Annotated in this window: 26 protein-coding genes and 1 pseudogene; 16 read left to right on the top strand and 11 right to left on the bottom strand. The window is 63.6% G+C overall.

Going from position 1 to position 26,884, the window contains the following annotated elements; genetic code table 11:
• Positions 1 to 29: 29 nt before the first annotated feature.
• Positions 30 to 1,892 carry a dihydroxy-acid dehydratase gene (gene ilvD / locus BMY52_RS02710; RefSeq protein WP_090250619.1) on the bottom strand — a complete coding sequence of 621 codons (1,863 nt, stop codon included), beginning with the start codon at positions 1,890 to 1,892 and terminating at the stop codon, positions 30 to 32.
• A 334-nt stretch (positions 1,893 to 2,226) separates the two neighbouring features.
• On the opposite strand from ilvD, the gene BMY52_RS02705 reads away from it, so the two are divergent.
• The gene (locus BMY52_RS02705) at positions 2,227 to 3,525 is read left to right on the top strand and encodes a sigma-54 dependent transcriptional regulator (protein WP_177169818.1); all 1,299 of its coding nucleotides are present in this window, start codon (positions 2,227 to 2,229) and stop codon (positions 3,523 to 3,525) included.
• Between the two features lie 94 nt (positions 3,526 to 3,619).
• Positions 3,620 to 4,675, top strand: a complete 1,056-nt coding sequence (locus BMY52_RS02700) for a transporter (RefSeq protein ID WP_090250613.1) — start codon at positions 3,620 to 3,622, stop codon at positions 4,673 to 4,675.
• 19 nt (positions 4,676 to 4,694) lie between these two features.
• Here BMY52_RS02700 and BMY52_RS02695 read toward each other — a convergent pair whose 3' ends face one another.
• The 4 genes and pseudogenes from BMY52_RS02695 to BMY52_RS15980 form a co-directional block, all read right to left on the bottom strand.
• Positions 4,695 to 5,237, bottom strand: a complete 543-nt coding sequence (locus BMY52_RS02695; protein ID WP_143050409.1) for a hypothetical protein — start codon at positions 5,235 to 5,237, stop codon at positions 4,695 to 4,697.
• A gap of 20 nt (positions 5,238 to 5,257) precedes the next feature.
• Positions 5,258 to 5,881, bottom strand: coding sequence for a C39 family peptidase (locus BMY52_RS02690; RefSeq protein WP_245740524.1), 624 nt, complete (start codon positions 5,879 to 5,881; stop codon positions 5,258 to 5,260).
• A gap of 100 nt (positions 5,882 to 5,981) precedes the next feature.
• Complete coding sequence (locus BMY52_RS02685) at positions 5,982 to 6,341, bottom strand: hypothetical protein (protein WP_238627235.1); 360 nt, start codon at positions 6,339 to 6,341, stop codon at positions 5,982 to 5,984.
• Between the two features lie 718 nt (positions 6,342 to 7,059).
• Positions 7,060 to 7,800 (bottom strand): annotated as a pseudogene (locus BMY52_RS15980) (hypothetical protein); the annotation flags it as partial.
• Positions 7,801 to 8,221: 421 nt separating this feature from the next.
• Here BMY52_RS15980 and argE point away from each other — a divergent pair.
• Together argE and argA are read left to right on the top strand one after the other, a co-directional pair.
• The gene (gene argE, locus BMY52_RS02675) at positions 8,222 to 9,373 is read left to right on the top strand and encodes an acetylornithine deacetylase (RefSeq protein ID WP_090250606.1); all 1,152 of its coding nucleotides are present in this window, start codon (positions 8,222 to 8,224) and stop codon (positions 9,371 to 9,373) included.
• Positions 9,374 to 9,495: 122 nt separating this feature from the next.
• Complete coding sequence (argA, locus tag BMY52_RS02670; RefSeq protein ID WP_090250604.1) at positions 9,496 to 10,851, top strand: amino-acid N-acetyltransferase; 1,356 nt, start codon at positions 9,496 to 9,498, stop codon at positions 10,849 to 10,851.
• 6 nt (positions 10,852 to 10,857) lie between these two features.
• Here the strand turns inward: argA and BMY52_RS02665 are convergent, their stop codons facing one another.
• Positions 10,858 to 11,520 (bottom strand): O-methyltransferase, encoded by a 663-nt coding sequence (locus tag BMY52_RS02665; protein WP_090250601.1) that lies wholly within the window; start codon positions 11,518 to 11,520, stop codon positions 10,858 to 10,860.
• 161 nt (positions 11,521 to 11,681) lie between these two features.
• On the opposite strand from BMY52_RS02665, the gene cpdA reads away from it, so the two are divergent.
• On the top strand, positions 11,682 to 12,488 hold the full coding sequence (gene cpdA / locus BMY52_RS02660; protein ID WP_090250598.1) for a 3',5'-cyclic-AMP phosphodiesterase: 807 nt from the start codon (positions 11,682 to 11,684) through the stop codon (positions 12,486 to 12,488).
• 10 nt (positions 12,489 to 12,498) lie between these two features.
• Here the strand turns inward: cpdA and glgX are convergent, their stop codons facing one another.
• Positions 12,499 to 14,661 carry a glycogen debranching protein GlgX gene (gene glgX / locus BMY52_RS02655; protein ID WP_090250596.1) on the bottom strand — a complete coding sequence of 721 codons (2,163 nt, stop codon included), beginning with the start codon at positions 14,659 to 14,661 and terminating at the stop codon, positions 12,499 to 12,501.
• A 179-nt stretch (positions 14,662 to 14,840) separates the two neighbouring features.
• On the opposite strand from glgX, the gene BMY52_RS02650 reads away from it, so the two are divergent.
• The 3 genes from BMY52_RS02650 to ubiT all read left to right on the top strand — a co-directional run bounded on the left by BMY52_RS02650 (position 14,841) and on the right by ubiT (position 17,202).
• The gene (locus BMY52_RS02650) at positions 14,841 to 15,920 is read left to right on the top strand and encodes an aminoglycoside phosphotransferase family protein (RefSeq protein WP_090250593.1); all 1,080 of its coding nucleotides are present in this window, start codon (positions 14,841 to 14,843) and stop codon (positions 15,918 to 15,920) included.
• A gap of 2 nt (positions 15,921 to 15,922) precedes the next feature.
• Positions 15,923 to 16,588 carry an N-acetylmuramate alpha-1-phosphate uridylyltransferase MurU gene (murU, locus tag BMY52_RS02645; protein ID WP_090250590.1) on the top strand — a complete coding sequence of 222 codons (666 nt, stop codon included), beginning with the start codon at positions 15,923 to 15,925 and terminating at the stop codon, positions 16,586 to 16,588.
• Positions 16,589 to 16,677: 89 nt separating this feature from the next.
• Entirely contained in the window at positions 16,678 to 17,202 is a 525-nt protein-coding gene (gene ubiT / locus BMY52_RS02640) for a ubiquinone anaerobic biosynthesis accessory factor UbiT (protein ID WP_090250588.1), read from the top strand.
• A 128-nt stretch (positions 17,203 to 17,330) separates the two neighbouring features.
• Here ubiT and rimO read toward each other — a convergent pair whose 3' ends face one another.
• Both rimO and BMY52_RS15085 read right to left on the bottom strand, forming a co-directional pair.
• Positions 17,331 to 18,659, bottom strand: coding sequence for a 30S ribosomal protein S12 methylthiotransferase RimO (rimO, locus tag BMY52_RS02635; RefSeq protein WP_425429217.1), 1,329 nt, complete (start codon positions 18,657 to 18,659; stop codon positions 17,331 to 17,333).
• Complete coding sequence (locus tag BMY52_RS15085) at positions 18,656 to 19,012, bottom strand: hypothetical protein (RefSeq protein ID WP_143050408.1); 357 nt, start codon at positions 19,010 to 19,012, stop codon at positions 18,656 to 18,658. The genes rimO and BMY52_RS15085 overlap by 4 nt, the downstream gene beginning before the upstream one ends.
• A 90-nt stretch (positions 19,013 to 19,102) precedes the next feature.
• Between BMY52_RS15085 and rpmE the strand changes: the two genes are divergently transcribed.
• Both rpmE and BMY52_RS02625 read left to right on the top strand, forming a co-directional pair.
• Positions 19,103 to 19,306 (top strand): 50S ribosomal protein L31, encoded by a 204-nt coding sequence (rpmE, locus tag BMY52_RS02630; RefSeq protein WP_090250583.1) that lies wholly within the window; start codon positions 19,103 to 19,105, stop codon positions 19,304 to 19,306.
• A gap of 152 nt (positions 19,307 to 19,458) precedes the next feature.
• Positions 19,459 to 20,124, top strand: a complete 666-nt coding sequence (locus BMY52_RS02625; RefSeq protein WP_245740523.1) for a thermonuclease family protein — start codon at positions 19,459 to 19,461, stop codon at positions 20,122 to 20,124.
• Between the two features lie 216 nt (positions 20,125 to 20,340).
• Here the strand turns inward: BMY52_RS02625 and BMY52_RS02620 are convergent, their stop codons facing one another.
• Positions 20,341 to 21,321, bottom strand: coding sequence for a malate dehydrogenase (locus BMY52_RS02620; RefSeq protein WP_090250577.1), 981 nt, complete (start codon positions 21,319 to 21,321; stop codon positions 20,341 to 20,343).
• A 162-nt stretch (positions 21,322 to 21,483) separates the two neighbouring features.
• Positions 21,484 to 21,738, bottom strand: a complete 255-nt coding sequence (locus BMY52_RS02615; RefSeq protein WP_090250574.1) for a DUF6489 family protein — start codon at positions 21,736 to 21,738, stop codon at positions 21,484 to 21,486.
• Between the two features lie 535 nt (positions 21,739 to 22,273).
• Here BMY52_RS02615 and BMY52_RS02610 point away from each other — a divergent pair.
• From BMY52_RS02610 to tnpB, 6 genes are all read left to right on the top strand, one after another.
• The gene (locus BMY52_RS02610; RefSeq protein WP_090250571.1) at positions 22,274 to 23,152 is read left to right on the top strand and encodes a 5'-3' exonuclease; all 879 of its coding nucleotides are present in this window, start codon (positions 22,274 to 22,276) and stop codon (positions 23,150 to 23,152) included.
• Positions 23,153 to 23,406: 254 nt separating this feature from the next.
• Entirely contained in the window at positions 23,407 to 24,096 is a 690-nt protein-coding gene (locus BMY52_RS02605) for a DUF1007 family protein (RefSeq protein WP_090250569.1), read from the top strand.
• A 215-nt stretch (positions 24,097 to 24,311) separates the two neighbouring features.
• Positions 24,312 to 25,409 (top strand): nickel/cobalt transporter, encoded by a 1,098-nt coding sequence (locus tag BMY52_RS02600; protein WP_245740522.1) that lies wholly within the window; start codon positions 24,312 to 24,314, stop codon positions 25,407 to 25,409.
• Positions 25,410 to 25,412: 3 nt separating this feature from the next.
• Entirely contained in the window at positions 25,413 to 26,009 is a 597-nt protein-coding gene (locus BMY52_RS02595; protein WP_090250562.1) for an rRNA large subunit pseudouridine synthase E, read from the top strand.
• Positions 26,010 to 26,285: 276 nt separating this feature from the next.
• Positions 26,286 to 26,666, top strand: a complete 381-nt coding sequence (gene tnpA, locus BMY52_RS02590) for an IS66 family insertion sequence element accessory protein TnpA (protein WP_090250559.1) — start codon at positions 26,286 to 26,288, stop codon at positions 26,664 to 26,666.
• The coding region (gene tnpB, locus BMY52_RS02585; protein ID WP_143050407.1) for an IS66 family insertion sequence element accessory protein TnpB at positions 26,663 to 26,884 on the top strand (222 nt) is incomplete at its 3' end. The genes tnpA and tnpB, both read left to right, overlap by 4 nt.

Raw genomic sequence — 26,884 nt, 5'->3', positions numbered from 1 at the left:
GGCTGACCCCATGGCCCGTCTCACCTTTCTCAGCGCTTGAGCTTCAACTGGGACAGGTCACGCACGGCCCCCTTTGAGGCCGAGGTGGCCATCAGGGCGTAGGCCTGCAGGGCCTGGCTCACCACCCGCTGGCGGCTCACCGGCTGCCAGGCCCGCGCCTCGCCCCGGGCCTCCATGGCCTGGCGGCGTCGATCCAGTTCCGCATCCTCCACGGCGATACGGATGCTGCGACCGGGGATATCGATCTCGATGGTATCCCCCTCTTCCACCAGACCGATTGCGCCCCCCTCGGCCGCCTCCGGAGACACATGGCCGATGGACAGCCCCGAGGTCCCCCCGGAGAAGCGCCCGTCGGTGATCAGGGCGCAGTCCTTGCCCAGTCCCTTGGACTTGAGATAGCTGGTGGGATAGAGCATCTCCTGCATGCCCGGGCCGCCCTTGGGGCCCTCGTAGCGGATGAGGACCACATCTCCTGCCTTGACCTGATCCGCCAGGATGGCCTCGACCGCCGCATCCTGACTCTCGAACACCCGCGCCGGGCCAGAGAACTTCAGGATGCTCTCGTCCACGCCCGCCGTCTTGACGATACAGCCATCGGCGGCCAGATTGCCCGCCAGAACGGCCAGCCCCCCGTCACGGGAATAGGCGTGGGCCACATTCCGGATGCAGCCCTGCTCGCGATCCAGATCCAGGTCGTCCCAGCGTTGCGACTGGGAGAAGGCCTCCTGGGTGGGCACCCCGCCGGGTGCCGCCAGATAACGCTCCCGCGCCTCTTCCGAGCGGGTGGGGCGCGCCACATCCCATTCATCCAGGGCCTTCCCCAGGCTGGGGCTGTGCACCGTGGGCACATCCGAGTGGATCAGGCCACCCCGATCCAGTTCACCCAGGATGGCCATGACCCCACCGGCCCGATGCACGTCCTCCATGTGGTATTTCTGGGTGGCCGGGGCCACCTTGCAGACATTGGGCACCTTGCGGGAGAGCCGGTCGATGTCCTCCATGGTGAAGGGCACTTCCCCTTCCCGGGCCGCCGCCAGCAGATGCAGCACCGTATTGGTGGAGCCACCCATGGCAATATCCAGGCTCATGGCATTCTCAAAGGCCTTCATGCTGGCGATGGAGCGGGGCAGCACGGCGTCATCGTCACCTTCGTAGTAGCGCCTCGCCAGTTCCACCACCTGCCGACCTGCCTGCAGGAACAGTTCGCGACGGCCGGAATGGGTGGCCAGCAAGGAGCCATTGCCGGGCAGTGACAGGCCCAGGGCCTCGGTCAGGCAATTCATGGAGTTGGCGGTGAACATGCCCGAACAGGAACCGCAGGTGGGGCAGGCGGAACGCTCATATTCCATCACGCTCTCATCGCTCTCCCCAGGCGTGGCCGCTGCCACCATGGCGTCCACCAGGTCCAGGCTGATCACCTGCTCGCCGCGGCGCACCTTGCCCGCCTCCATGGGGCCGCCGGAGACGAACACGGTGGGGATGTTCAGGCGCATGGCGGCATTGAGCATCCCGGGGGTGATCTTGTCGCAGTTGGAGATGCACACCAGGGCATCGGCGCAGTGGGCATTCACCATGTATTCCACCGCGTCGGCAATCACCTCCCGTGAAGGCAGGGAATAAAGCATGCCGCTGTGGCCCATGGCGATGCCATCGTCCACTGCAATGGTGTTGAATTCCTTGGCCACGCCGCCGGCCTTCTCGATCTCCCGCGCCACCAGTTGTCCCAGGTCCTTGAGATGCACGTGCCCGGGTACGAACTGGGTAAAGGAATTGGCGATGGCGATGATCGGCTTGTCGAAGTCCCCGTCCTTCATGCCGGTAGCACGCCACAGGGCGCGGGCCCCGGCCATGTTGCGTCCGTGGGTGGTGGTGCGAGATCTGTACTGGGGCATGGAGTGATTCCGAAGATTGTTGCTGATGGCACACAGTCTACACCGGCACCCGATCCGTTCCGAGTGCCCTCACCGCAAATCATGCGGCGAACACCCGCTCCCGCGGGGTACCACGGGTGAATTGTCATGCTTCTTTACAATACCAGGCGATAAGCAGCCCCCAAAAAAACACCATCCCATTGATTGACAAAAAGAATTCAGCATGGGCACAAACCCTGCAGGAAGTTCCTCAAGATAAGCCAAAGACAGGCCGTTAAGCATGGACTCTGGTGCCGTGAACGCACACAGGTTGCTCTGGGTGGACCTTTTGGACACGCCAGGTGAGCCGCCCTTTTTGACTCCTGACTGGGAAATCCTGGTCGCCTCCTCACTGGGTGAAGCAGAAACCCTACTCAGGGACCCCAGCATCATGGTCGGGGTCTTTTCGCTGAGGCCCGACTCACTGGAACACCTGCCGGCGCTGGGGCGCTTTCTTCAGCATCACGGCACCCGGGAATGGCTTGCCCTGGTGGAACCCGACCTCCTTTGGGATCCTCGAGTACGCGAGATCCTGCGCCATTGGTGTTACGACTTTCATTCCTTCCCGTTGGATACTCCCCGGCTGGAAGTGGTGCTGGGACATGCCTTCGGCATGGCGGCACTGCTTGCTCAATCGAGCATCCCCTCCTGCGGCTCGGGAGAAGAGGATCCCCTGACTGGTGAGAGTCCTTCCATGGAACAGGTACGCCGCACCATCTGCAAGGTCGCGCGCGTGGCCGCCCCGGTGTTGATCACCGGCGAGAGCGGCACCGGCAAGGAACTGGCGGCTCGCGCCGTACACGAGGCCTCCCCCAGGGCCGGCAAACCCTTTGAAGCCATCAATTGCGCTGCTGTGCCCGCTTCTCTCATTCAATCGGAACTCTTCGGTCACGAGCGCGGGGCCTTCACCGGTGCCCATCGCACCCGAGGTGGTCGGGTGCAGGCCGCCCATGGCGGCACCCTGTTCCTGGACGAAATTGGTGACCTGCCCCTGGAGGTCCAGGCCTCGTTGCTGCGGTTCCTGCAGAACCAGACGGTGCAGAGGGTGGGCAGCGACCATGAAGACAAGGTGGATGTGCGTGTCGTGGCCGCCACCCACGTCAACCTCACCGACGCGGTGAAGGAGGGGCGTTTCCGGGAGGATCTGTTCTACCGCCTGGATGTCCTGAACTTCGAGATGCCACCGCTGCGGGAGCGGGATGGGGACGGCGTGCTACTGGCACACCATTTCTTTCAGGCCTTCGCCCGGGATCGCAGTGCCCGGGTAAAGGGGTTCAGTGCATCCGCCCTGGAGGCCATTCGCCGACACCCCTGGCCCGGTAACGTCCGGGAACTGATCAACCGCGTGCGGCGGGCCATGGTGTTGTGCGAGAACCGTTTCATCCAGCCAGAGGACCTGGGGCTTGAGGACGCCCTGGAAAACACCCTGCCCCAGGCCTCACTGGAAGCGGTGCGGGCAGAAGCGGAACGCAAGGCCATCACCCGAGCCCTCAGAACCTGCGAGGGCAATGTATCCGCCGCGGCTCGCCGCTTGAATGTCTCGCGCATCACCTTGTATCGGCTCGCCCGACGCCATGACATCCCCTTACAGGGACAAACGACCGTCAAGAGCTAACCCATGACATGGCGCGCGGGCAAGGCGGCATCGCCCAACATGCCTGCTGGATGCCTGCCTACCCGGACACCGCTTGCAAAGGAGCCCCAAGGACATGAGATTCACCCGCACACACCTGGTACTCGCCTGCTCCATATTGCCATGGGTCATTCCCCAAACGGCCTGGGCCCAGGAGGCACCGCCCCGAGAGGTTGGCGAACGCCCTCCCCAGGAAGAAGCCCAACCCGACGTGGCGGCGGTTTTCCAGGAGCGCGGGCTGCTGACCCCCAAAGGAGGGTGGGTGGTGGAGCCCTCACTGCAGTATGTGCACAGTTCATCAACCACGGTGGCCATCGACGGATTCACTATTCTGCCGGCCATTGCCATCGGACTGATCGACCTGACCGAAGTGCAGCGGGATACCCTCACCGCCGCACTGTCCTTCCGGTACGGTCTGTCCAACCGCATGGAGGTGGGCATCCGCATACCGTATGTCTGGCGGGATGAGTCACTGCGGCGCCGGGAGATCCTCGTGGGCACCCCTGCCGAGCAGGTGACGGGCTCGGACGGGCAGGGTCTTGGGGACGTGGAACTGGCCCTGCACTATCAATTCAACCGGGCCGTGACGGGCAAGCCCTTCTTCATCGGCAACCTGCGCGTCAAGGCGCCCACGGGAGACTCCCCGTTCGACGTGGAGCGTGAGCTCATCGAGGATGATGACGGACGCCCGATCACGGAGATCTTTGTTGAACAGCCCACGGGCTCGGGCTTCTGGGCCGTCCAGCCCAGTCTGACCATGACCTACCCCACCGATCCGGCCGTGATCTACGGCAACCTCAGCTACCTGTGGAACATCGAGCGGGACGTGGGTGACGGGATCGGCAGGATCGATCCGGGCGATGCCCTGGGTATCAGTGTGGGCGCAGGCATTGCCCTGAACAACCAGACCTCCATCAGTCTGGGCTACGACCACAGCATGGTCTTCAAAACCAAGTACGATAATGCCCCCCCCCTGGACCCCTCATTCGACCGCATCCAGGTGGGCACCTTCCTTTGGGGCCTGTCACACCGCTTTTCACCGCGAACCAGCATGAACCTGTCCGTGGGGATCGGAGCCACCTCGGCCGCCCCGGACACCCAGGTCACACTGCGCATTCCCATGCGGTTCTGACATGTCCTCGCGAGGCGACTCAGTAGCCCCGCAAACCCTGAATCATCTGCGCATCCAGCATGCGACGCATGTCCATGCGGTTCAGGTTCATTCCCGCCAGGTCCACATTCAGGGTGGTCTGATTGCTGATGATCTGATTGCTGAGTTGGTTCTGGACAACGGATGCCCAGTTGGGGCCGGACAGGGCCTGAACCGTCAGGCCATCCAGGGCATTGCGGATATGCATCCCGCCACTGGCCACTTTGACATTCACGCCGGAGCGATCCATGAGCACCGTATGGGCCACCACTTCCCCATTGATGGCCGTGGTGCGCTCGATGCCCAGGGCCAATTCAAACCCATCACGACGGATCAGGCCTCCCCGCTGCTCAGCCAACTCCTCATCGGGCACCACGGCCCACCTCATCGCGGCAAGGGGGTCGCCGGCAGCGCCGTCGAGGGTCGCAGGCCAATCACCGTGGGCGGGCAGGACAAACCCCACGACACAGGTCAACAGCAAAGCCTTGGGCGGGCGACACAGCAGCCGTCCCATCGTCGTTCGCAGACCCGAAAACCATTGCATGTTTGCCTGCACCTCGGCTGCTACCAGTCAGAATGGCGTGGCAGAGCCAGAAGAAAATCTGCCAGCCCATCACGCGCCAGGGCCGTGCCATAGGGGGGCGTGGTCAGGGCCTCCCAGGACACAGGGGCGTTGAAATGTTCGCGCCCCAAGTCCAGGCGGTCACGAATCAGGAAAAGAATATCGTTACTGCGAATCGCCTCAAACTCCGTGCGACCGTAGTCTTTCACTCCCAAGGCGGGATCCCCCACCAGCACGCGGTCACGCCGAATACCCTTGACCACAACGAAATGGCGATACCCTTCAATATCCACCAAGGCAATGGCGGGAATGCCCAGTTCTTCCAACTTTTCCAGGGGGATTCGGAAACCATCCGACGCGATGCCCTGAGTACCCAGATAACGCTTCATATCCAGCATTGAAAAACCCTGCTCCCGGATGCGCGCCTGATCCCCCATCTCGTACATGGTGTCAAAGGTCTCGCGTTCCCCGGTGGATCGATCGTAGTGATAAGTCAGCAGGGTCGCCAGAGCCGCCGACCCGCAACTGAAGTCATATCGCTGGCGCACCACCGTTTTGAAACGCATACCCTGCAGACTGGTCACCGACATCTCGTGAGTACCCATGGCTCCCGGAATATGGACCATCCCCGAGCCCTGCCCTATCTGCGGCATGACCAGAGCCAATGCACCCCAAGTGATCGCTACGGTAAACACTCGACTCCACTGGCTGACACTCGCCATGAAATTATGGCGCCACATTGACATTGAGAATCAGGGATTCCTGGATGATCACATTGTGACCGGAGTTCTGGATCACCGTGCTAATCCCCTGGGCATGATCAAAAGCCCCCGTACCCAGCACGTTGTCGCCGCTGGCAAAGGCCCCCTGCATTTGAGTATTGGACAACTGAGCATTGGATGTCATGTGACCCAGTTGTACGGAAGAAATGTTATACATGGCGCGCTGATTCCCCAGCGTCTCCGCGCCCACGGCCGCCGGCAAGTGCAGTGATTCAGTCTGCGCCAACACGGGGGCCGTCACCAACAACATCAACACCAGGGGAAAACCGTTTCTCCCCCATGCACTACCTCGCTTGGCGCCCATCACCCTTCACCTCCTGGGTCCTGGAGTTGGCCGGGACCAGAGGCGGTGGTCGTCCGCCCACCGCCTCTGGTCACCTCTCAACAGACGTCAGGCGCGGGGGTTACTGACCCAGGCCCAGGTGTGCCTGCACGGACACCTGCTGCTGGGTGAGACTGTTGGTGCCGCTGTTCTGGGACACCTGGGTAATACCCGCGGAGTTGCTCAACCCACCCTCACCGATGGTGTTATAGGCCGAATAAGAAGATTCGGACTCAATGTGGAGCGAGGTATTGGTCACCGCACCACCAAGATCATTCTCGCTCACCACCATGGCACCAATGTTGAACGAATCGGTGACACTATTATCGGTGGAGATGCTATTGTCGTTATTACTGTCCACGACGTTATTACTGTTATTCACGCTGCTGTTCGAGTTATCGTTGTTACTGTTCGCGACATTGTTGCTGTCGTTCATGCTGTTATCGGAGTTATCCGACGAGTCATTCCCGGAGTCCGCAATATTGGTGTTCCCGGAATCAGCGATGTTCGTGCTGTTATCGTTCTGAGAATTGTCGTTTCCAGAATCGGCCACATTGGTGCTGGCATCCGTATTGAATGAATCGCTGACGTTACCAGAATCGCTGGTATTGCCGCTATCGTTCGTGCTGTTATTGCTGTTGTCGTTGTTGGAGTCCGTCCAGGCCATATTGTTACTGTTATCGGAATTATCGCTATTATCCGAGTTATTGCTGTTATCGGAGTTATCGTTCAGCGAGTCCGTCCAGGCCATGCTGTTATCGGAGTTGTTGCTGTTGTCCGAATTGTTGCTGTTATCGGAGTTATTGCTATTGTCCGAGTTATCGTTCAGCGAGTCCGTCCAGGCCATGCTGTTGTCGGAATTATTGCTGTTATCCGAGTTGTTGCTGTTATCGGAATTGTCGTTCAGCGAATCGGCCCAGGACTGGTTATTGCTGTTATTGGAAGCGTCATTGCCGGAGTCGGCAACATTGGTACTGGCATCAGTTTGGGAATTATCATTCCCGGAATCCGAAATACCAAGGCTGGTGCTGGCATCGTTCTGAGAATTGTCATTACCGGAGTCGGCAATATTGGTGTTGCCAGAGTCCGCAACGTTGGTGCTGGCATCCGCCTGGGAGTTATCATTCCCGGAGTCTGCGATATTGGTACTGGCATCCGTTTGGGAATTATCGTTCCCGGAATCGGCGACATTCGTGTTACCCGAGTCCGCCAAATTGGTGCTGGCATCACTCTGGGAGTTATCATTCCCGGAGTCGGCCACATTGGTGTTGGCCGAGTCACTCACACTATTGTCCGAGCTGTCATTGGCAGAGTCAGTCAGGCTGGTGTTGCCTGAGTCAGCAATCGGAGTATTGAAGGATTCGCTGGCATTGTAGGAATTCTGATCCCCAAACTCACCTTCGCCGGTGTTGGCAGCATCCGCCCAAGCTGGGGCAGACATACCGAAGGCCAGGGCAATGGCTGCGGAGATTGCGGTCTTCTTGAACGTCGTCATGAAATCATTCCTCCTCACTTGAGCTGTCGTCCGGCCGGCGGGCGAAGGGCCTTACCAGTCCGTAAACCCACCTCTGCAACAAGCAGACCAAAACAAAAAAATCACTCCAAAACAACACCTTGAAACGCATCAGGCGCAGCAATGTCCATAAGTGCACATTTTGGGGGTCGAAACCTGTTCAGATGCTGTTACACCTCAAGGCATAAGCACATAGCCCAACATCAGGAAACCCCTTTCAGGCCTGGCCTGCGGGGAGACAGGCACACCTGTCACGCTCGCGATACACCGCCTCATATTCCGACCGGGTTCGCATTGTTGCCCTGGGCCAGGCAGCGTATCTTGGAGAAAACTCACCTGGAGCCCTGTCATGCACCAGCCTGACCTCATGCACATGCTCAAGCGGCTCATCGAAATCCCCTCGGTGAGCAGCGTCTCGCCGGCTTACGACATGGGAAACCAACCACTGATCGACGCACTGGCAGGATGGTGCGAGGCAGGAGGCTTTCGGGTGGAGATCAAGCCCCTGCAGGGCGTGGCGGACAAGGCCAACCTGGTGGCCTGCCTGGGCCAAGGGCCAGGGGGGTTGGTACTGGCCGGGCACACCGACACCGTACCCTGCGACCCGCACCTGTGGTCCCAGGACCCCTTCCAGGGCGTCGTCCGGGATGACCGTCTCTACGGCCTGGGCAGCTGTGACATGAAGAGTTTCCTTGCCCTGGCCCTGGAGGCGGCAGCTGGTTTTGACCCAAAGGATTTCCGACACCCGCTGGTGATCCTGGCCACGGCGGACGAGGAGAGTTCCATGCGCGGTGCCCGGGCCATTGCCGAGGCCGGGCAGCCCCTGGGACGACAGGCCCTGATCGGCGAGCCCACCAACCTGCGTCCCGTGCGCATGCACAAAGGCATCCTCATGGAGGGCATCAGAGTGAATGGCCGGGCCGGGCATTCCAGCGACCCCAGCCTGGGGAACAGCGCCCTGGAGGGCATGCACCGGGTGATCAACGAGATCCTGGCCTGGCGGGACGAACTCCAGGCCGCCCACCGGAACCCGCAATTTCAGGTGGCTGTCCCCACGCTGAACCTGGGTCACATCCACGGCGGCGACAACCCCAACCGGATCTGTGGCCAGTGCGAGCTCCATATCGACCTGCGCCCCCTCCCCGGCATGAACCCGGACGCGCTGCGCCGGACCCTGAGCGAACGGGTGAGGAAAGCGCTGAAGGGCACGGGCCTGGATCATGAAGTCTTTCGCCTGATCCCGGGCATCCCCCCCATGGAGACACCCGCCGACAGTGAACTGGTGCGGGCGACCGAGGCCCTCACCGGCCATACCGCCGAGGCGGTGGCCTTTGGCACGGAAGGCCCCTTCCTGCGCCAGATGGACATGGACGTGGTGATCCTGGGTCCCGGGGACATCCGCCAGGCCCATCAACCGGATGAATACCTGGCCCTGGACCGCATCGACCCGATGCTGAAGATCCTGCGCGGACTGATCCACCGGTTCTGTATCGATCCGTAACGTCCGCGGAACAAGATCGGTGCCACCCCCGGCCCGTGCAGGGGCAGCGCACTGGCATTTGGCAGCGGGGCGCGCAATTGCTTATCATCGTGCCGCAAACGCCCGTACCGCCTAAGGACCTGATGGCCTTGAAGAAAACCCCCACCTCCCCCCATGTCGCCTGGTTTCGGGACGCCGCCCCCTACATCAATGCCCACCGGGAACGTACCTTCGTCATCTGCTTCGGTGGCGAGGCAGCCCTGCAACCGGGCTTTGCCACCCTGCTGCACGATATCGCCATCCTTCAGACCCTGGGTGTGCGACTGGTCCTGGTGCACGGGGCGCGTCCACAGATCGAGGAGCGGCTGCGTGCCCGAGGGGCACAGATACAGTACGTGAACGGCCTGCGGCTCACTGACGATTCCGCGCTGCAGGCGGTCAAGGAGGCCGCGGGTTCGCTGCGCGCCGAGATCGAGGCCCTGCTGTCCATGGGGCTGGCCAACACCCCCATGTCCGGGGTGCGGGTTCGGGTCTCATCCGGCAACTTCGTCACCGCCCGCCCCCTCGGGGTGCGCGGTGGCGTGGACTATCAGCACACGGGCGAGGTCCGGCGGGTGGACACCGAGGGCATGAAACACCACCTGCGAGCCGGCGACATGGTCCTGCTGCCGCCCATGGGCTACTCCCCCACAGGGGAGATCTTCAACCTCACCGCCGAGGACGTGGCCACCGCCGCCGCCACGGCCCTGGGGGCGGATAAACTGATTTTCTTCAGCGATACCCCCGCCTTGCGCGATACCCGCCGACGCCCCATCACGCAGATGACCGCGGATCAGGCCCAGGCGCTCCTGAACGGTCGTCGCCGCCTGCCCGAGGAGCTGGCCGCGCACCTGAAATGTGCCATCAGCGCCTCGCGCCAATCCGTGGAGCGCGTACACCTGGTGGACCGTCACCGTGACGGCGCCCTGCTCATGGAGCTCTACACCCGCGAGGGGGCCGGCACCCTGATCACCGGGGAGAACTACGAACGCCTGCGTCAGGCCACCATCGAGGATGTGGGTGGCATCCTGGAACTCATCCAGCCCCTGGAGGTGGAGGGTATCCTGGTGCGGCGCTCCCGCGAGCAACTGGAACTGGAGATCGAGCGGTTCTATGTCATCGAGCGCGACGGCATGATCCTCGCCTGTGCCGCCCTGTACCCCTCAACCGAGGAGGCCGTGGCGGAAGTGGCCTGTGTGGCGGTGCACCCGGATCACCGCGGCGGTGGCCGGGCCGACATGCTGGTGGAACACCTGGAGGCCCAGGCCCGCGACCTGGGCATCACCCGGCTGTTCGTGCTCACCACCCGCACCGCGCACTGGTTCCGGGAGCGGGGGTTCGAACCCGGGGAGATCCAGTCCCTGCCCATCAGCCGGCAGCAGATGTACAACATCCAGCGAAATTCCAAGATCTTCATCAAGCCGCTCCAGCCCCGGTACAAGCGCCGTCAGCTCGCCTGAGAGGCCTCAGCGCTTGCGCGCCAGGGTGAGACCATCCCCGATGGGCAGCAGGCTCAGGGTCACGTTCGGGTCCTCGTGGGCCAGGGCATTGAAGGCGCGGATGGACTCTGTATCGGGTTCGTGGTCGTTGGGGTCGGCCACCCGGCCACCCCATAGGGTATTGTCCAGACAGACCACCCCGCCCGGGCGCATCAAACGCAGGCAACGCCGATAGTAATTCACGTAATTGGCCTTGTCGGCATCGATGAAGGCCAGATCAAAGTGGCCCGCCTGGCCGTCTGCCAGAAGGCCATCCAGGGTGTCCAGAGCCGGCGCCAGGCGCAGATCAATGCGATCGGCCAGTCCGGCCTCGGCCCAGTAACGACGGGCGATGGCCGTCCACTCCTCGCTGATGTCGCAGCACACCAGCTCCCCGTCTTCAGGCATGGCCCCCGCCATCCAAAGGGCGCTATAGCCTGTGAAGGTACCGATCTCCAGGATGCGACGTGCTCCCAGCAATTCCACCAGCAGCCCCAGAAACTGACCCTGCTCGGGCGCCACCTGCAGGTTGTGCTCGGGCATATGGGCGGTTTCCTCCCGCAGGCACCGATACAGGGCGGGCTCGCGCAAGGTGACCGAGCGCATATACGCCTGCAGACGCTCATCCATTGGCGTAGTCAGGTTGGACATCAGGGGACTCCTTGGCGTGCTGTGTCGCCGGGCCGTGACGGTTCCGTCAAAGCATTGTCAAAGATTTCGGTTATAATCCGCCCATCCGGAGACAGAGCGGTGTCTTTTTATACACCTTTTGTCTGGAAATTGCCTTACCCCTGCTCACGGAGGTAGTCATCATGAGCTACACGGGCGCGCAAGTCAGACCACTGCGAATCCTTCAGATCACCGATCTCCACCTCTGCCCGCAGCCGGGCGATGTCATGGATTCGGGCATCAACACCGATGATAGCCTCCAGCGTGTGCTCGCCCAGGTCAAGCAGCAGGAGCCGCACCTGGATCGAGTGCTCGTGACCGGAGACCTGGTCCACGAGCCGGTACCCGAGGCCTACCAGCGGGTCAGCAGACAACTCAGCCCCCTGCCCTGCCCAGTGCATTGCCTGCCCGGCAACCATGACGATGCCGATCTCATGGAGGACACCCTCGCGGCCAGCAACCTGCATTGCGGCAAGATCCTCAGCCTCGGCGACTGGCTCATTGTACTGCTGAACAGCACGGTGCCCGGAGCAAGCCACGGCAAGCTGGACGAGGCCGAGCTGGAACTGCTGGAAGAGAGTCTCTCCCGCCACCCATCAAGCCATGCACTGATCTGTCTGCATCACCCGGTGATCCCCGTCGGCAGCCCCTGGATGGACCGCATCGGGCTGTGCAATGCCGATGACTTCCTGGGCGTCATCGATGAGCACGACAAGGTGCGCGGCGTGCTCTTCGGCCACGCCCATCAGGCGGTGGACAGGACTCGCAACGGCGTGCGTCTGCTGTGCGCGCCCTCCACCGGTGCCCAGTTTGCCCCCAGGAGCCAGACCCCGCGCCTGGACGACCTGCCCCCCGGTTACCGGCGTCTGGACCTTTTCCCGGACGGGCGCATCGACACCTGGGTGAATTACCTGCCGCAGGTACCCGAATGGCGGCTGTGCGGCACGTAAGGCACAGCCCTTACTCGATCCCGTTGCTGGTGCGCGGCACGGGGCGGCTGGCATTCACCATCAGTACCAGGGAGCGCCCCTGCAACGGATAGACCTCGTGGCTGTGGAACTTGCGATGGTCCGGACGGGGCCCGCGGGGGTAGACCGTATCCAGGAGCACATCCCAGCGGGTGCGCTCCGGCTTGGCCGGCAGTCGAAAGGAAATGGCTTCGTGATCCGAATTCATTAACAGCAGCATATCGGTATCCCGCACCCGCCGACCGCGCTCGTCATACTCCTCGAACAGATCCCCCGCGATGAACATGCCCAGACTGCGAGCAAAACCCTGCTGCCAGTCCTCGTCGTCCATCTCCTCGCCATCGGGGCGGATCCAGGCCAGGTCCTTCACCCCGGCCCCCATGATGGGACGCCCCTGGAAGAAATGCCGCCGCCTCAGTGCCGGGTGTTCGCGCCGCAGGGTGATCAGGTATTGCACGAACGGCAGCAGGTCGCGCCCATACTCATCCAGGGCCCAGTCCATCCAGGAGATTTCGTTGTCCTGACAATAGGCATTGTTATTGCCCTGCTGACTGCGCCCGCGCTCATCCCCGGCCAACAGCATGGGAATGCCCTGGGAGAGAAACAGGGTGGAAAGAAAATTGCGCTTCTGCCGCGCCCGAAGATCCAGGATGTGCTTGTTGCGGGTGGCCCCCTCCTCGCCACAGTTCCAGGAGAGATTGTGGCTCTCGCCATCCCGGTTTTCTTCGCCATTGGCTTCGTTGCGCTTGTCGTTGAAGCTCACCAGGTCATCCAGGGTGAAGCCATCGTGACAGGTCACGAAGTTGATGCTGGCGTAGGGCCTCCGGCCACTGGACTCGTACAGATCCGATGAACCGGTAAGACGATAGGCCATGTCGCCGATCAGACCATCCTCGCCCTTCCAGTAGGCACGCACCGTATCCCGGTAACGCCCGTTCCATTCGGTCCAGCCTACCGGGAAGTTACCCACCTGATATCCTCCCTCACCCAGATCCCAGGGTTCGGCAATCAGCTTCACCTGGGAGAGCACCGGATCCTGGTGAATGATGTCGAAGAAGGCGCCCAGACGATCCACCTCGTGCAGTTCACGCGCCAGCGCCGAGGCCAGGTCGAAGCGGAAACCATCCACGTGCATCTCCTGCACCCAGTAGCGCAGCGACTCCATGATCAGCTGCAGCACCCGCGGGTGCTGCATGTTCAGGGTATTGCCGCAACCGGTGTAGTCCATGTAATAGCGCGGCTCGTCGTGCACCAGCCGGTAGTAGGCCCTGTTGTCGATGCCACGAAATGACAGTGTGGGGCCCAGGTGACTGCCCTCGGCCGTGTGGTTGTACACCACATCCAGGATGACCTCGATCCCCGCCGAGTGCAGGGTCTTGACCATGGTCTTGAACTCGTTCACGTGCCCCGAGGCGCTATAGCGCATGTCCGGCGCGAAGAAGGACATGGAATTGTAGCCCCAGTAATTGCGCAGCCCTTTCTCCACCAGGTGCCGGTCATCCAGAAAGGCATGCACTGGCATCAATTCAACCGCGGTCACGCCCAGGCGCTGCAGATAGGACACCACCGGGGCCGTGGCCAGCCCGGCATAGGTACCACGCAGCTCCGGGTGCACCTTGGGATGCTGGGCCGTGAAGCCCTTGACGTGGAGTTCGTAGATGACCGTCTCGTGCCAGGGGGTCTTGGGAGGCTTGTCGTCCCCCCAGGTGAAAGCGGTATCAATGACCTGGCACTTGGGCATGCCGGGAGCGGAATCCCGGGGGTCCATGACCAGATCCGCCTCGTCGGCGCCGATGCGATAACCAAACAGCGCATCATTCCATTTCACATGCCCATACAGGGCCTTGGCATAGGGATCGATGAGCAGTTTATTGGGATTGAACCGATGCCCGGCGGCTGGCTCCTGAGGGCCATGCACCCGGTAGCCATAGAGCAGCCCCGGACGCGCCTCCGGCAGATAGCAGTGAAAGACCTGATCGGTCTGCCACCGCATTTCAATGCGTTCCAGCTCCCGCCGACCACTCTCGCTGAACAAGCACAGCTCCACCCGCTCAGCGTGCTCGGAAAACAGCGCGAAATTCACCCCTTCACCATCCCAGGTGGAACCCAGGGGATAGGGACTGCCGGGCCAGATGGCCCAGTTCGGTTGGTTCATGCGGATAACCTTTTGCGCCTGTGGGCGCCCATGGAAAACACGCGGCCGCAGGGACCGACGCTATTATGATCACCCGAGCATCACCCCGTCGGTCAATGGGCAGGGGGCATTGGCTCAGGCCGCGGGCATGTAATAATGACACGGCGCAAGAACCACCGCTCTGGAGATCCCTGCCCCCCATGACAGTCGCCACCATCGAAGCAGACCCGCGCCTGGAGGCCATTCAAGAATGGCTCCAGGCGCTGTTGGGGCCCGACACGCCCCCGCCCACCCTGCTTTCGGCCGATGCCAGCTTTCGCCGCTATTTCCGCCTACGGGACCACAATGCCTCCCGGGTGATCATGGATGCCCCGCCCGACAGGGAATCCGCCGAAGACTTCGTGCATATCGCCGAAATCCTGCAGGAACTGGGCCTCAGCGCGCCGCGCATCCATGCCTTTGACCGGAGCCAGGGATTTCTTCTGCTGGAAGACCTGGGCGATCACACCTTCAGTCGCGCCCTGGGTGAGGGCGCCGACGAGGCGGGTCTATACCGACTGGCCACCGACACACTCGTGGAACTGCATCGCAACTGGTCACGCCACCATACCCGTCGCATCCCCCCCTACGACGAGACTGCGCTGCTGCGCGAAGCCGATCTATTCACCCAATGGTACTGGCCCGAGGCCTTTCACGCAGGATGTGACACCCACGTACAGGAAAGATTCCAGCAGGCCTGGCGCCAGGCACTGGAGCCGGTGTATCGACTTCCCCCCACCCTGGTGCTGCGAGACTATCACGTGGATAACCTGATGGTGCTGGCGGGCCGCCAGGGTGTCGCCGCCTGCGGCCTGCTGGACTTCCAGGATGCCCTGATCGGCTCACCCGCCTATGACCTGGTCTCCCTGCTGAGGGACGCCCGCCGGGACGTGGATCCCACCGTGGCCGAGACCATGGTGGCCCGCTACCGGGATGCCTTCCCGGGCCTGGACGCCAACACCCTGGACGACAGTTTCTGGATCCTGGGGGCGCAACGCACCACCAAGATCATTGGCATCTTCACCCGCCTGTGGCGACGTGATAACAAACCCTCGTATCTGCGCCACCTGCCGCGGCTGTGGCGCCTGCTGGAACAGGAACTGGCCCATCCGGCGCTCACGCCGGTACGTCAGTGGTTCGACACCTACCTGCCGCCCGAGCACCGCCTGGCCCTCCAGGCCGGGGTATTGGCACGCTCCGATCAGCCCCCTCTCCAAACCCAGATTCGACCGGAGACCTGAGCATGCATGCCATGATCCTGGCCGCCGGTCGTGGCGAGCGCATGCGCCCGCTCACCGATCACACCCCCAAACCCCTGCTCTGCGCCGGCGGCCGCCCGCTGATCGTGCATCACCTTGAGCGACTGGCGGCTGCCGGCTATCGGCACGTGGTCATCAACCTGGCCTGGCGGGGCGAACAGATCCGCGAGCACCTGGGTGATGGCCGGACATGGGGCCTGAACATCGAGTATTCTCCCGAGCCCGAGGCCCTGGAGACCGGCGGCGGCATTCGTCAGGCCCTGCCCCTGCTGGCATCCGACCCCTTCCTGGTCATCAATGGAGATGTCTGGAGCGACCACCCGCTCACCCCGCCTGCGCTGTCCCGCGATACCCTGGCCCACCTGATCCTGGTGGACAACCCATCGCATCATCCCGAGGGAGACTTTCGGCTTTGCGGGGAACGGGTGCTGAACGAAGGAGAGGTCATGGTCCCCTGCCTGACCTTTTCCGGCATGGGCTGGTACCGTCCTGCCCTGTTTGCGAACACGCCCACCGGGGCCTTCCCCCTGGCTCCACTGCTACGCCAGGCCATGGACCGTGGCCAGGTCACCGGTGAACATCACCCCGGGCAATGGCTGGACATCGGCACCCCGGAGCGCCTGGCGGCCCTGGATCAATGGTTGACCTGATCCCCCCGCTTGGGACACAACCCAATCCCCGCTAGAATTGTGCCAAGGATTCAAGGCCACACCGCCCTTCTCGATAGGTACCCGACACCATGCAACTGCCCACCCCCCCCGTTCTACTCCCCCTTGGCGTCGCCCTGCGACTGCTGCCCGACGCCGTTCACACCCGGCTCTTCTCGACCCTGGTCAACCACCTGCTCAAGGGGCAACCGGCGGCGGAGGAACTGGGCCCACTGGAAGGCAAGCGCATCTGCCTCTCGGTCACGGACCACCCGGGCGGGATCTGCTTTCTGGTGAAGGAAGGCGGCGTCAGCCCCTGGGACTGCAAGGCGGATGACGACTGGGACGTGCGCATCCGCGGCCGCCTGGAAGACTTCTGGCGCCTGGCCGCCCGGGCCGAGGACCCGGACACCCTGTTCTTCAGCCGCCGCCTGGACCTGGAGGGCGAGACCGAGGCCGGCCTGTACCTGAAGAACCTCCTGGACACCGCCGAACCCGACTGGGAGAGTCATATCCACGCCGTCCTGGGAGAGCGTGCCGGTGCCAAGGCCGTGTGCATGCTCAATCAGCTGGGCCTGGGCAAGCTGCTGCCGGGTGGGCTGCACCCGAGCCAGTAGACATACTCCCCGCATCAGAGGCCCCTCTCCCGCCTGCGGGAGAGGGGTTGGGGTGAGGGCCGTCGTCCGCACCGTACCCACCGCCCCCCTCTTCCCCAGCTCTTCTCCCCCAAGGGGATAAGAGAGATTCAGGTGCGCCTGCCAAACAGATCATGCTCGGAGGCCTCTTCCACCTCCACCTCCACAAACTCCCCAACAGCCAGCCCCTGGCCCTCCTCCACGAACACCAGACCATCCACCTCCGGCGCGTCCGCCGCCGAACGGGCAATCGCCGTGCCCTCGGCATCGATCTCATCCACCAGTACCGTCAGGCGCTGCCCCACATGGCGGGCCAGCCGCGCCTGACTGATCCCCGCCTGCACCTCCATGAAGCGCGCCAGGCGCTCCTCCTTCACCGGCTCGGGCACGGCGTCGGGCAGTGCGTTGGCCGGCGCGCCCTCCACCGCCGAATAGGCAAAGCATCCCACCCGATCCAGTTGCGCCTCCTGAATAAACTCCAGCAGTTGCTCGAAATCGGACTCCGTCTCCCCAGGGAAGCCGACGATGAAGGTGCTGCGCAGGGTCAGATCCGGACAGATCTCGCGCCAGCGATGAATCCGCTCCAGCACCCGCTCCGTGGCCGCCGGCCGACGCATCGCCTTGAGCACCCGCGTGCTGCCATGCTGCAGGGGCACATCCAGGTAGGGCAGGATGCGGCCCTCGGCCATCAGCGGGATCAGGTCATCCACGTGGGGATAGGGATAGACATAATGCAGGCGCACCCACACCCCGAGGCTACCCAGGGCCTGGGCCAGGTCCTGCACGTGGGTGCGCAGCGGGCGACCGCCCCAGAAACCGGTGCGATATTTCACATCCACCCCGTAGGCACTGGTGTCCTGGGAGATCACCAGCAACTCACGCACCCCGGCCTCCACCAGCCGCTCGGCCTCCGCCATCACCTCGCCCACCGGGCGGCTCACCAGATCCCCGCGAAAATGCGGGATCACGCAGAAACTGCACCGATGATTGCAGCCTTCGGAGATCTTCAGGTAGGCGTAGTGGCGAGGCGTGAGTCGCACCCCCTGTGGCGGCACCAAGCTCTGGTAGGGGTCGTGCGGGGCGGGCAGATGCTCGTGCACTGCCCCCATCACTGCCTCGAAGGCGTGGGGTCCGGAGACCGCCAGCACTCCTGGATGAGCGGCACGCACCTTATCCGCGTCCGCCCCCAGGCACCCGGTGACGATCACACGCCCGTTCTCCGCCATGGCCTCGCCAATGGCCTCCAGCGACTCGGTGACTGCCGCGTCGATGAATCCACAGGTGTTCACCACCACCAGATCGGCGTCCTGGTAGGCACCGGTGATGCCATAGCCCTCCGCCCGCAGACGCGTCAGGATGTGCTCGGAATCCGACAATGCCTTGGGGCAGCCCAGGCTGACAAAACCCACCTGGGGCACAATCGCCTGCGGGCTGCTCACGATGCCCCCTCAGCGCGGATACCCGCCGGTAAACACGGATATTTATACACACTGGCCACCGTGGGCACCGCGGTGCATACACGCTTCTCTTCCAGACCGCAACAGGTCACGCTGAACAAATTAAACTCCAATAAAAACAAAAAGTTAGAAACATGTACAAAAAATGACCGATCTGACTCAAGCCTTGACGGCACGCGCCCTGGAGGCACTTTACCCCAATTCATCCACATACTTATCCACAGCTTTTGTGGAAAAGAGAAGAAAATGAAGCGTTGGGGAGGATTTAGCTGCAAAGGCTCAAGCGTCGTTTGGAAAATGGCGGCTAAACCGAGCGGCAGATCTTTCGGACCCATCGGTCCGCCTGGGCGGGCCTTGCCACCCGGAGCGAGGTCCAGTATATTACTCGTCTTTTTTCAGCGCTACAGGCTTTCGAGGGTGCTTGCATGAAGCCGGAAATTCATCCTGATTACCATGAAGTGAACGTGACCTGCAGTTGTGGGAACGCGTTCCAGACCCGCTCGACTCACAAAGGCGACGCCCTGAACGTGGAAGTCTGCTCTGCATGCCACCCGTTCTACACGGGCAAGCAGAAGATGCTCGACACGGCTGGGCAGGTGGACAAGTTCCGTCGCCGCTACGGCATGTAACACCCGGGGCTCGCCCCATGGCAGGAAAGATGAGATGGAGCACAAGGGCGCCATGGGTCGGCGCCCTTGTTGCGTTGTGTCTGGGCACAGCCCACGCAGCCGACCTGCCCGACAGCTGCGGAGGCCCTCAGGGCCGCATCAACCAGGGGCAGGTGAATCACGTCTATGACGGCGACAGCGTGCGCCTGACCAACGGCACCCGGGTGCGGCTCATCGGCCTGGATACGCCGGAGATCTTCTGGCACGAGCAAACGGCCGAACCCTACGCTCACGAGGCCCGCGACACGCTCATGGAGCTGCTGCGGGACCACGACCATCGGGTGCTGCTGGTGCATGACGCGGAACGCAAGGACCGCTATCAACGCACCCTGGCCCACCTGTTCACACCTGACGGCCAGTCCATCACCGCCCTGCTGCTGCGCCAGGGGCTGGCCACCGCCATGACCATCCCCCCCAACGACTGGCACCTGGACTGCTACCGCGACGCCGAGGCCCTGGCCCGCGCCGAGGCCCTGAAGGTCTGGTCACTGGAGCACCTGGAGGCCTTCGAGGCAGAGGAACTGCCCCGCGACGCCGAGGGTTTTCGCATCGTGACAGGAGAGGTGGTCCGCCTGGGGCAGAGCCAACGCGCCCACTGGATCAATCTGGAAGGGGATGTAGCCTTTCGCATCGACCGGGAAGACATGCAGTACTTCCCCGACCTGGACATCGACGCCCTACGAGGCGAGCGAGTGGAAGGCCGCGGCTTCGTCTACACCCACCGAGGCCAACCCCGAATCCGCATCCGCCACCCGGCGGATCTGCGCATCCTGGAGTAGCAAAAAGGGGACAGACACCTTTTCCGTGCGCGCCGCTGGCGCGCGGAAAAGGTGTCTGTCCCCTTTTTGCTTCCGAAGCTCCCTTCTCCCCCATGGGGGAAAAGGGCTGGGGATGAGGGGGTGGGGGAGGCACTGTGCCGGCCCTCGCCCCTCACCCCTCAGGGGAGAGGGGCTCAATATGGGGGAAAGAGGGGCGGGTCTGCCCCCCGCTTCTGATCAGGGCAGCAGGTGCGCCACCCCGTCGCGCTCCTCGCGCAACTCCTGCTCCGTGACCTGCATGCGCTCGCGACTGAAGTCATCAATCTCCAGCCCTTGCACGATGCTGTAATCGCCATCCTTGCAGGTCACCGGGAAGGAATAGATCAGGCCCTTCTCAATGCCATAGCTGCCATCGGAAGGCACGGCCATGCTCACCCAGTCGCCGTCCGGCGTCCCCATCACCCAGTCGCGGATGTGATCCACAGCGGAGCTGCCGGCCGAGGCGGCGCTGGAGGCACCACGCGCCTTGATGATGGCGGCGCCACGTTGCTGCACCGTGGGGATGAAGTCCGATTCGTACCAGTCACGCGGCACCAGACCAGAGGCGGCATCACCCTTCACGACGGCCTGACTGATATCCGGGTACTGGGTGGCGGAGTGATTGCCCCAGATGATCATCTTCTGGATGTCGGTGGTGGAAGCGCCGGTCTTGCCTGCCAGCTGCGCCATGGCACGGTTATGGTCCAGACGCGTCATGGCAGTGAAATTGCGCGGGTTCAGATCCGGGGCATTACGCTGGGCGATCAGGGAATTGGTATTGGCCGGGTTACCCACCACCAACACCTTCACATCACGACTGGCCACGGCATTGAGCGCCTTGCCCTGCTCGGAGAAGATGGCGGCATTGGCCTCCAGCAGATCCTTGCGCTCCATCCCCGGGCCGCGCGGACGGGCGCCTACCAGCAGGGCCACATCCGCCTTGTCAAAGGCCACTTCCGGCTTGTCGGAGGTGGTGATCCCCGCCACCAGCGGGAACGCGCAGTCTTCCAGTTCCATGACCACACCGCGCAGCGCGTCCATGGCCGGAGTGATTTCCAGCAACTGCAGGATCACCGGCTGGTCCTTGCCCAGCATATCGCCCGAGGCGATGCGGAACAGCAGGCTGTAGGAGATCTGGCCAGCAGCGCCGGTAACGGCGACGCGCATGGGGTTCTTCATGAAGCTACCTCCAGTAAGGTCTTTAATTTGGTGTAAATGCTCGGCCCCGAGCAGCAGCACTTGTGGTCCCGCTGCTCGAAGACGGACAAAGGATACACCCCCACCCCTTGGTTTTCCGCATGGCCCACACTGTTGGGCCAACGCATGACCTGTCAATCAGGCCTATTTATTGTTGTCATCCTTGTTGCCACTCTGAGTAAAGGCCTGCCAGAACAGCTTCTGCATGGCATCCATATTGGCCACGCCACTCTGCATCAGCGGCTGCATCATCGCCAGGGATTCATAACCCTGCTGTCCCTCGCGCATGCGCTTGGACAGATCTTCCATCATCTCCTGCTGCAGGGGCGCCACATCGGGCAAGCCAAGAAAGGCACGGATTTCTTCGGGGGTGGCATCCACCTCCACATTGATCTTCATGGGAACTCCTCCGCCTGTCTGATGATTGCAATGCTGTGACCGGGACGGACAAAAGTAAAGCCGCATCGCGGTTTATCACGCCCCCTGCATACACGTTAACAAAACCCACCCCATCACGCAGGTACGACCTCGCCCCCGTGGGAGCGGCCCTGGCCGCGAAGGCTTTTCCCATGAAGAGGCCACCGATGTACCCGAACCCCGGTGGGGCCGTGTCTCCGGGAGCGGGTGTTCGCCGCATGGATGCGGCGGTCAAGCCTACAAGGATGTATTCACGGCGTCCCGCGGACAGAGATACGGCCCCACCGGGGTTCTGCCCCGGACATCAAGCTCAGGCAACCGGGGCTTCGACAGAGTATTCGCGGCCAGGGCCGCTCCCACGGGCAACCACCGCTGGCAGGAGGGGCACCGGCTGGCACCCTGGCACCCTGACACCCTGACACCCTGACACCCTGACACCCTGGCACCCTGGCACCGGGGGCACCGGGGGGCACCGCCAGGATGGCCCTGCTGCATCGCGGCGGGTAGACTCCCACCGGTGAACACACCCACCTATCTGATCGACTCCAGCATCTTCGTCTTTCGCGCCTGGTTCGCCCTGCCCGAGACCATCACCTGCCGCGATGGCCACCCGGCCAACGCGGTCCATGGCTTCGTGCGCTTCGTGCACACCCTGCTGCAGAGCGAACGCCCCGCCCGCGTGGCGTTCGCCTTCGACCAAAGCCGAGGCACCTCCTATCGCCATGCCCTCTACCCCGCCTACAAGGCCAACCGGCCCCCGGCCCCGGAAGAGCTCAAGCGCCAGTTCGCCTGGTGCCGGGAATTCGTGAGCGCCCTGGGCCTGGCCCACCTCTCCAGCCCCACCTTTGAAGCCGACGATCTCATTGGCACCCTGGCCGCAAGGGAACGCCAGGCGGGTCGCGCGGTCGTACTGGTCACCGGCGACAAAGACCTCTCCCAACTCGTCCACGAAGGGGATGTGTGGTGGGATCCGCATCGCAGTCAGCGGCTCGACCCCCGGGGCATTGAAAAACGCCTGGGGGTACGCCCCGACCAGGTGGCGGATCAGCTGGCCCTGGCCGGAGACAAGGTGGACAATATCCCCGGCATCCCCGGCGTGGGCATGGCCACGGCGGCCCGCCTGCTGCGCCGCACCGACACCCTGGAGGCCCTGCTGGCGGACATCCCGGCCATTGCCCACATGCCCCTCCGCGGCGCCCGGCGCCTGATGGGGCTGGTGGATACCCACCGCGACACAGTGCGTCTGGCCCGCCAACTCACGGGCATCCACCTTCAGGCAGATCTGCCGACAGGGCTGGATCTGGAGCGCGGAGGTCCGGATGGGGCCCGCCTGGAAGCGCTGATGGACCAACTGGCCCTGCCACCCTCCCGGCGGTTTGACTGGGAAAGCATCTGACAGGACAACGTGCCCACGCCCCCACGGCGCCCACCCGTACGGGTCGTTCGCGAACGACCCCAAACGGAGCACCGGAAATCACCAGGCCATCGGGATACGCCGATGACAAGTTACACGCCGTCGGGGCGCTTCCCGAAGCGCCCGTACAGAGAGACACGAACACAAGACCTGCACCTCATCCGTTCGCGCCCATCGGGAACGGCCCCAGGCCTTTCAGCCACCCATCGCCTTGTCGGTATGTCGAGACCATGAACATGAACAGCCGCCCAGCCAGCCCCGGAGATTGCCCACGCCCTGCCCATCGCCTTCGCCAGGCAGTCGTGGGCGGACTCTTGCTCACCCTGCTCTGGGCGGCCCCGGCCCACAGCCACCCCCATGCCTGGATCGACCTGCAGGTCACCGCCGTCTTCAATGCGGATGGCCACATCACCCAACTACGCCAGGCCTGGCTGATGGACCCCTTCTACAGCACCTTCCTGCTGGACGACATGGCCCAGGATGCCAGCGGAGACACCCAGGAAGAGCGTCTCGACAGCATCGCCCGCAAGATCATCGAGAACCTGGATGATTATCATCACTTCACCGAGATTCACCATGGGGACACCGCCATCCAGGACGCCAGGGCAGAAGACCCCCAACTGGTGCAGAAACAGCGTCGCCTGGAGTTGAGCTTCACGCTCAGCTTCCAGCACCCCCTGGATCCCACCGATGCGCCCCTGAAGTATGCGGTGTTCGATCCCACCTACTTCATCGAGATCCTGCATGCCGAGAGTGGCGGCGTCCATCTGGAGGGCGGCTCCGAGCGCTGCGACATGGACCTGCGCATCCCGCGCCCCGACCCCGCCTTGGTGGCCCGGGCCGCCGTGCTCGACTACGACCAACAGGGCGACCCTGACATGGGTAAACACTTTGCCGAACGGGTGACCATCGAATGTTCCCGCTGAGTGCCCGCCGCGCCCCTCATCCCCGGCCCTTCTCCCCAGAGGGGAGAAGGGAGTCAAGCTACTGTCCCACCGAAGGCAGAAGGGGGTCGTCGAGCCCCTCTTCCGCCGAATGCAGAAGGGAGGTGAGCCCCTCTCCCGCTGGCGGGAGAGGGGTTGGGGTGAGGGTGGAAGGAACGAAGGCTTGGGGTACGGGCCGCCCCTGGAGCCTCCTCACCTTGTTCATCCTCCTCATCGCCACCCTGCTCCCACTCGGGCATGCCACCGCCTCCCCACTCACCGGCGGCGCCCCGGCCCAGGAAAGCGCACAGGCGCAGGATGCCCCGGCAGAGGCCATGGAAGCCGACAGCCTCCTGGACCGCTTCGTCGCCTGGACCATCACCCAGCAACGGGCCCTGCATCGCCAGCTGGCCGATGGCATGGAGGCCCTGCAGACCGCCCCCACCGCGGCCAATGCCGGCGCGCTGATCCTCATCAGCTTCCTCTACGGCATCTTTCACGCCGCGGGCCCCGGGCATGGCAAGGCGGTGATCACCACCTACCTGCTCACCCACCGACAACACCTCAGGCGCGCCCTCACCCTGTCCTTCGCCGCCGCCCTGATGCAGGGGCTCACTGCCGTTATCGCCGTGGCCGCCGTGCTCTTCATCGTCGGGCGCACGGCCCGGGACGCCATGGCTCAGGCGCCCATGCTGGAGCAGGCCAGCTTTGCCCTGGTGGCCCTGCTGGGGGCCTGGCTCGTGCTGCGGGCACTGCGGCAGTTGATCCGCATGATCCGGGAGCGGCGCCGCAAGCCTGCGCCCTCGCCCTCCCCCGCAGCCGGTGCCGCCCCGGTGTTCATGGCGCCACCCTCACCGTCGGGGGCACCCGCACCCCTGGCGCCATCCATCACCCCTCATGCAGCCCATCACGAGCAAGGCCCCGATTGCGGCTGCGCCCATCACGTGGACCCGGGCCAGGCCGCCCGTGCCGATAGCCTCTGGGCCATGCTGGCCACGGTCGCGGCAGTGGGCATCCGTCCCTGCACCGGGGCCATCCTGGTCCTGGTGGTGGCCCATATCATGGGGCTGTGGGCCGCAGGCATCGCCGCCGTGATGGCCATGTCCGTGGGCACGGCCATCACCGTATCCATGCTGGCCATCATGGCGGTGCAGGCCCGCGCCCTGGCTACGCGGCTCTCCGGCGGACCGGGCCTCAAGGCGCAGATCGTCGGCCATGGGGTCGGGCTGCTGGGCGGGCTGCTCATCCTGGGCATGGGGCTGATCCTGTTCATGGGCAGCCTCACCAGCCGCGCACCCCATCCCATGGGCCTTTGAACCATGACCCCTTCCCGCAAACCCCTTTCCCGCAAATCCCAGGCTTCAGGCAGGGAGTCCGCCCGCGTCATCCTGTTCAACAAGCCCTTCGACGTGCTCACCCAGTTCACCGACAAGGAGGGTCGCAAGACCCTGGCCGACTTCATCCCGGTCCCCGGGGTGTATGCCGCCGGCCGCCTGGACAGGGACAGCGAGGGCCTGGTGGTACTCACCGACAACGGCCAGCTGCAGGCACGCATCAGCCACCCGGACCACGCCATGAGCAAGACCTACTGGGCGCAGGTGGAGGGCATCCCGGACGAGGCCGCCCTGCAGGCCCTGTGCAAGGGGGTGGAACTGCGCGACGGGCCCACCCAACCGGCCCGCGCCCGCCTGATGGACGCACCTGTGCAGCTCTGGCCCCGCGACCCGCCCATCCGCGAGCGTCGTCACATCCCCACCGCCTGGGTGGAACTCACCCTCTCCGAGGGCCGCAACCGCCAGGTGCGACGCATGACTGCCGCCGTTGGCCACCCCACCCTGCGGCTGATCCGTTACCGCGTGGGCTCATGGACGCTGGATGGTCTGGGACCAGGGGAGTGGTATACAGTGCAGTCCTAACCCCCCCTGTACACCTACCCGCCCCGGGTATCCGGCTCCCTTGGAAACCTCGAGAGCACCGCACCCCGTACGGGCGCTTCGGGAAGCGCCCCGCGGAGGCATCCGATGCCCCCATGCCAACCCGCCAGGCCCCATCAACCCCGGACACACCGCCGGGTCGTTCGCGAACGACCCCTACAGGCATTCGTATCCGTCCGGTAGCCCCCATATTCCATAGTCCCCGCTAATCCCACATCATCACCGGCACGATCTCAAGCAATAGAGGGGTGTGCCGGTATGAACAGAGGCATCCGACAGCGCAAGCGCGCTTTCTGGAAGGATCTGGTTCAACAGTGGGCGGCCTCGGGCCAGAGTAAGGGGGCCTTCGCCCGTCAGCACGGGGTAACGTCTCAGCAGTTATCGCAATGGGCGGCGCGCTACCCGGAGTGGGTGGTGGCCGAGGCTGAGCCAGAGTGCGCGCATTCGAAGCCGACGGCCGGGATGCAGCACTTCTTGACGGTCCGCACAGTGGAGGACGAGCCCGCTCCCGTGGCCCCGTCACCGCAGCCCGGCGTTGGACCGGTGGTAGTGGTCCTGGGCAATGGCCATCGCCTGGAACTGTATCCGGGTTTTTGTGCCCAGACCCTGCAGCGAGCCATGGAGGTCCTGGAGGCATGATCGCCTGGCCTACGGGTGTGGCCATCCATCTGGCGGTGGCGCCGGTGGATTTCCGCAAGGCCTTCGATGGTTTGTGTACCGAGATTGTTGAGGCCCTGGAGCGGGATCCGCTCAGTGGTGAGCTGTTCGTCTTCCGCAACCGGGCCGGGGACAAGCTCAAGGCCCTGTACTGGGACGGCCAGGGCTTTGTGATGATCTACAAGCGCCTGGAGAAGGGG

It is taken from the genome of Ectothiorhodospira marina (assembly GCF_900109495.1).
GTDB classification, from domain to species: Bacteria; Pseudomonadota; Gammaproteobacteria; order Ectothiorhodospirales; family Ectothiorhodospiraceae; genus Ectothiorhodospira; species Ectothiorhodospira marina.
The sequence above is the reverse complement of the archived record's forward strand: the minus strand, read 5'-3'. Positions and strand labels throughout refer to the sequence as shown.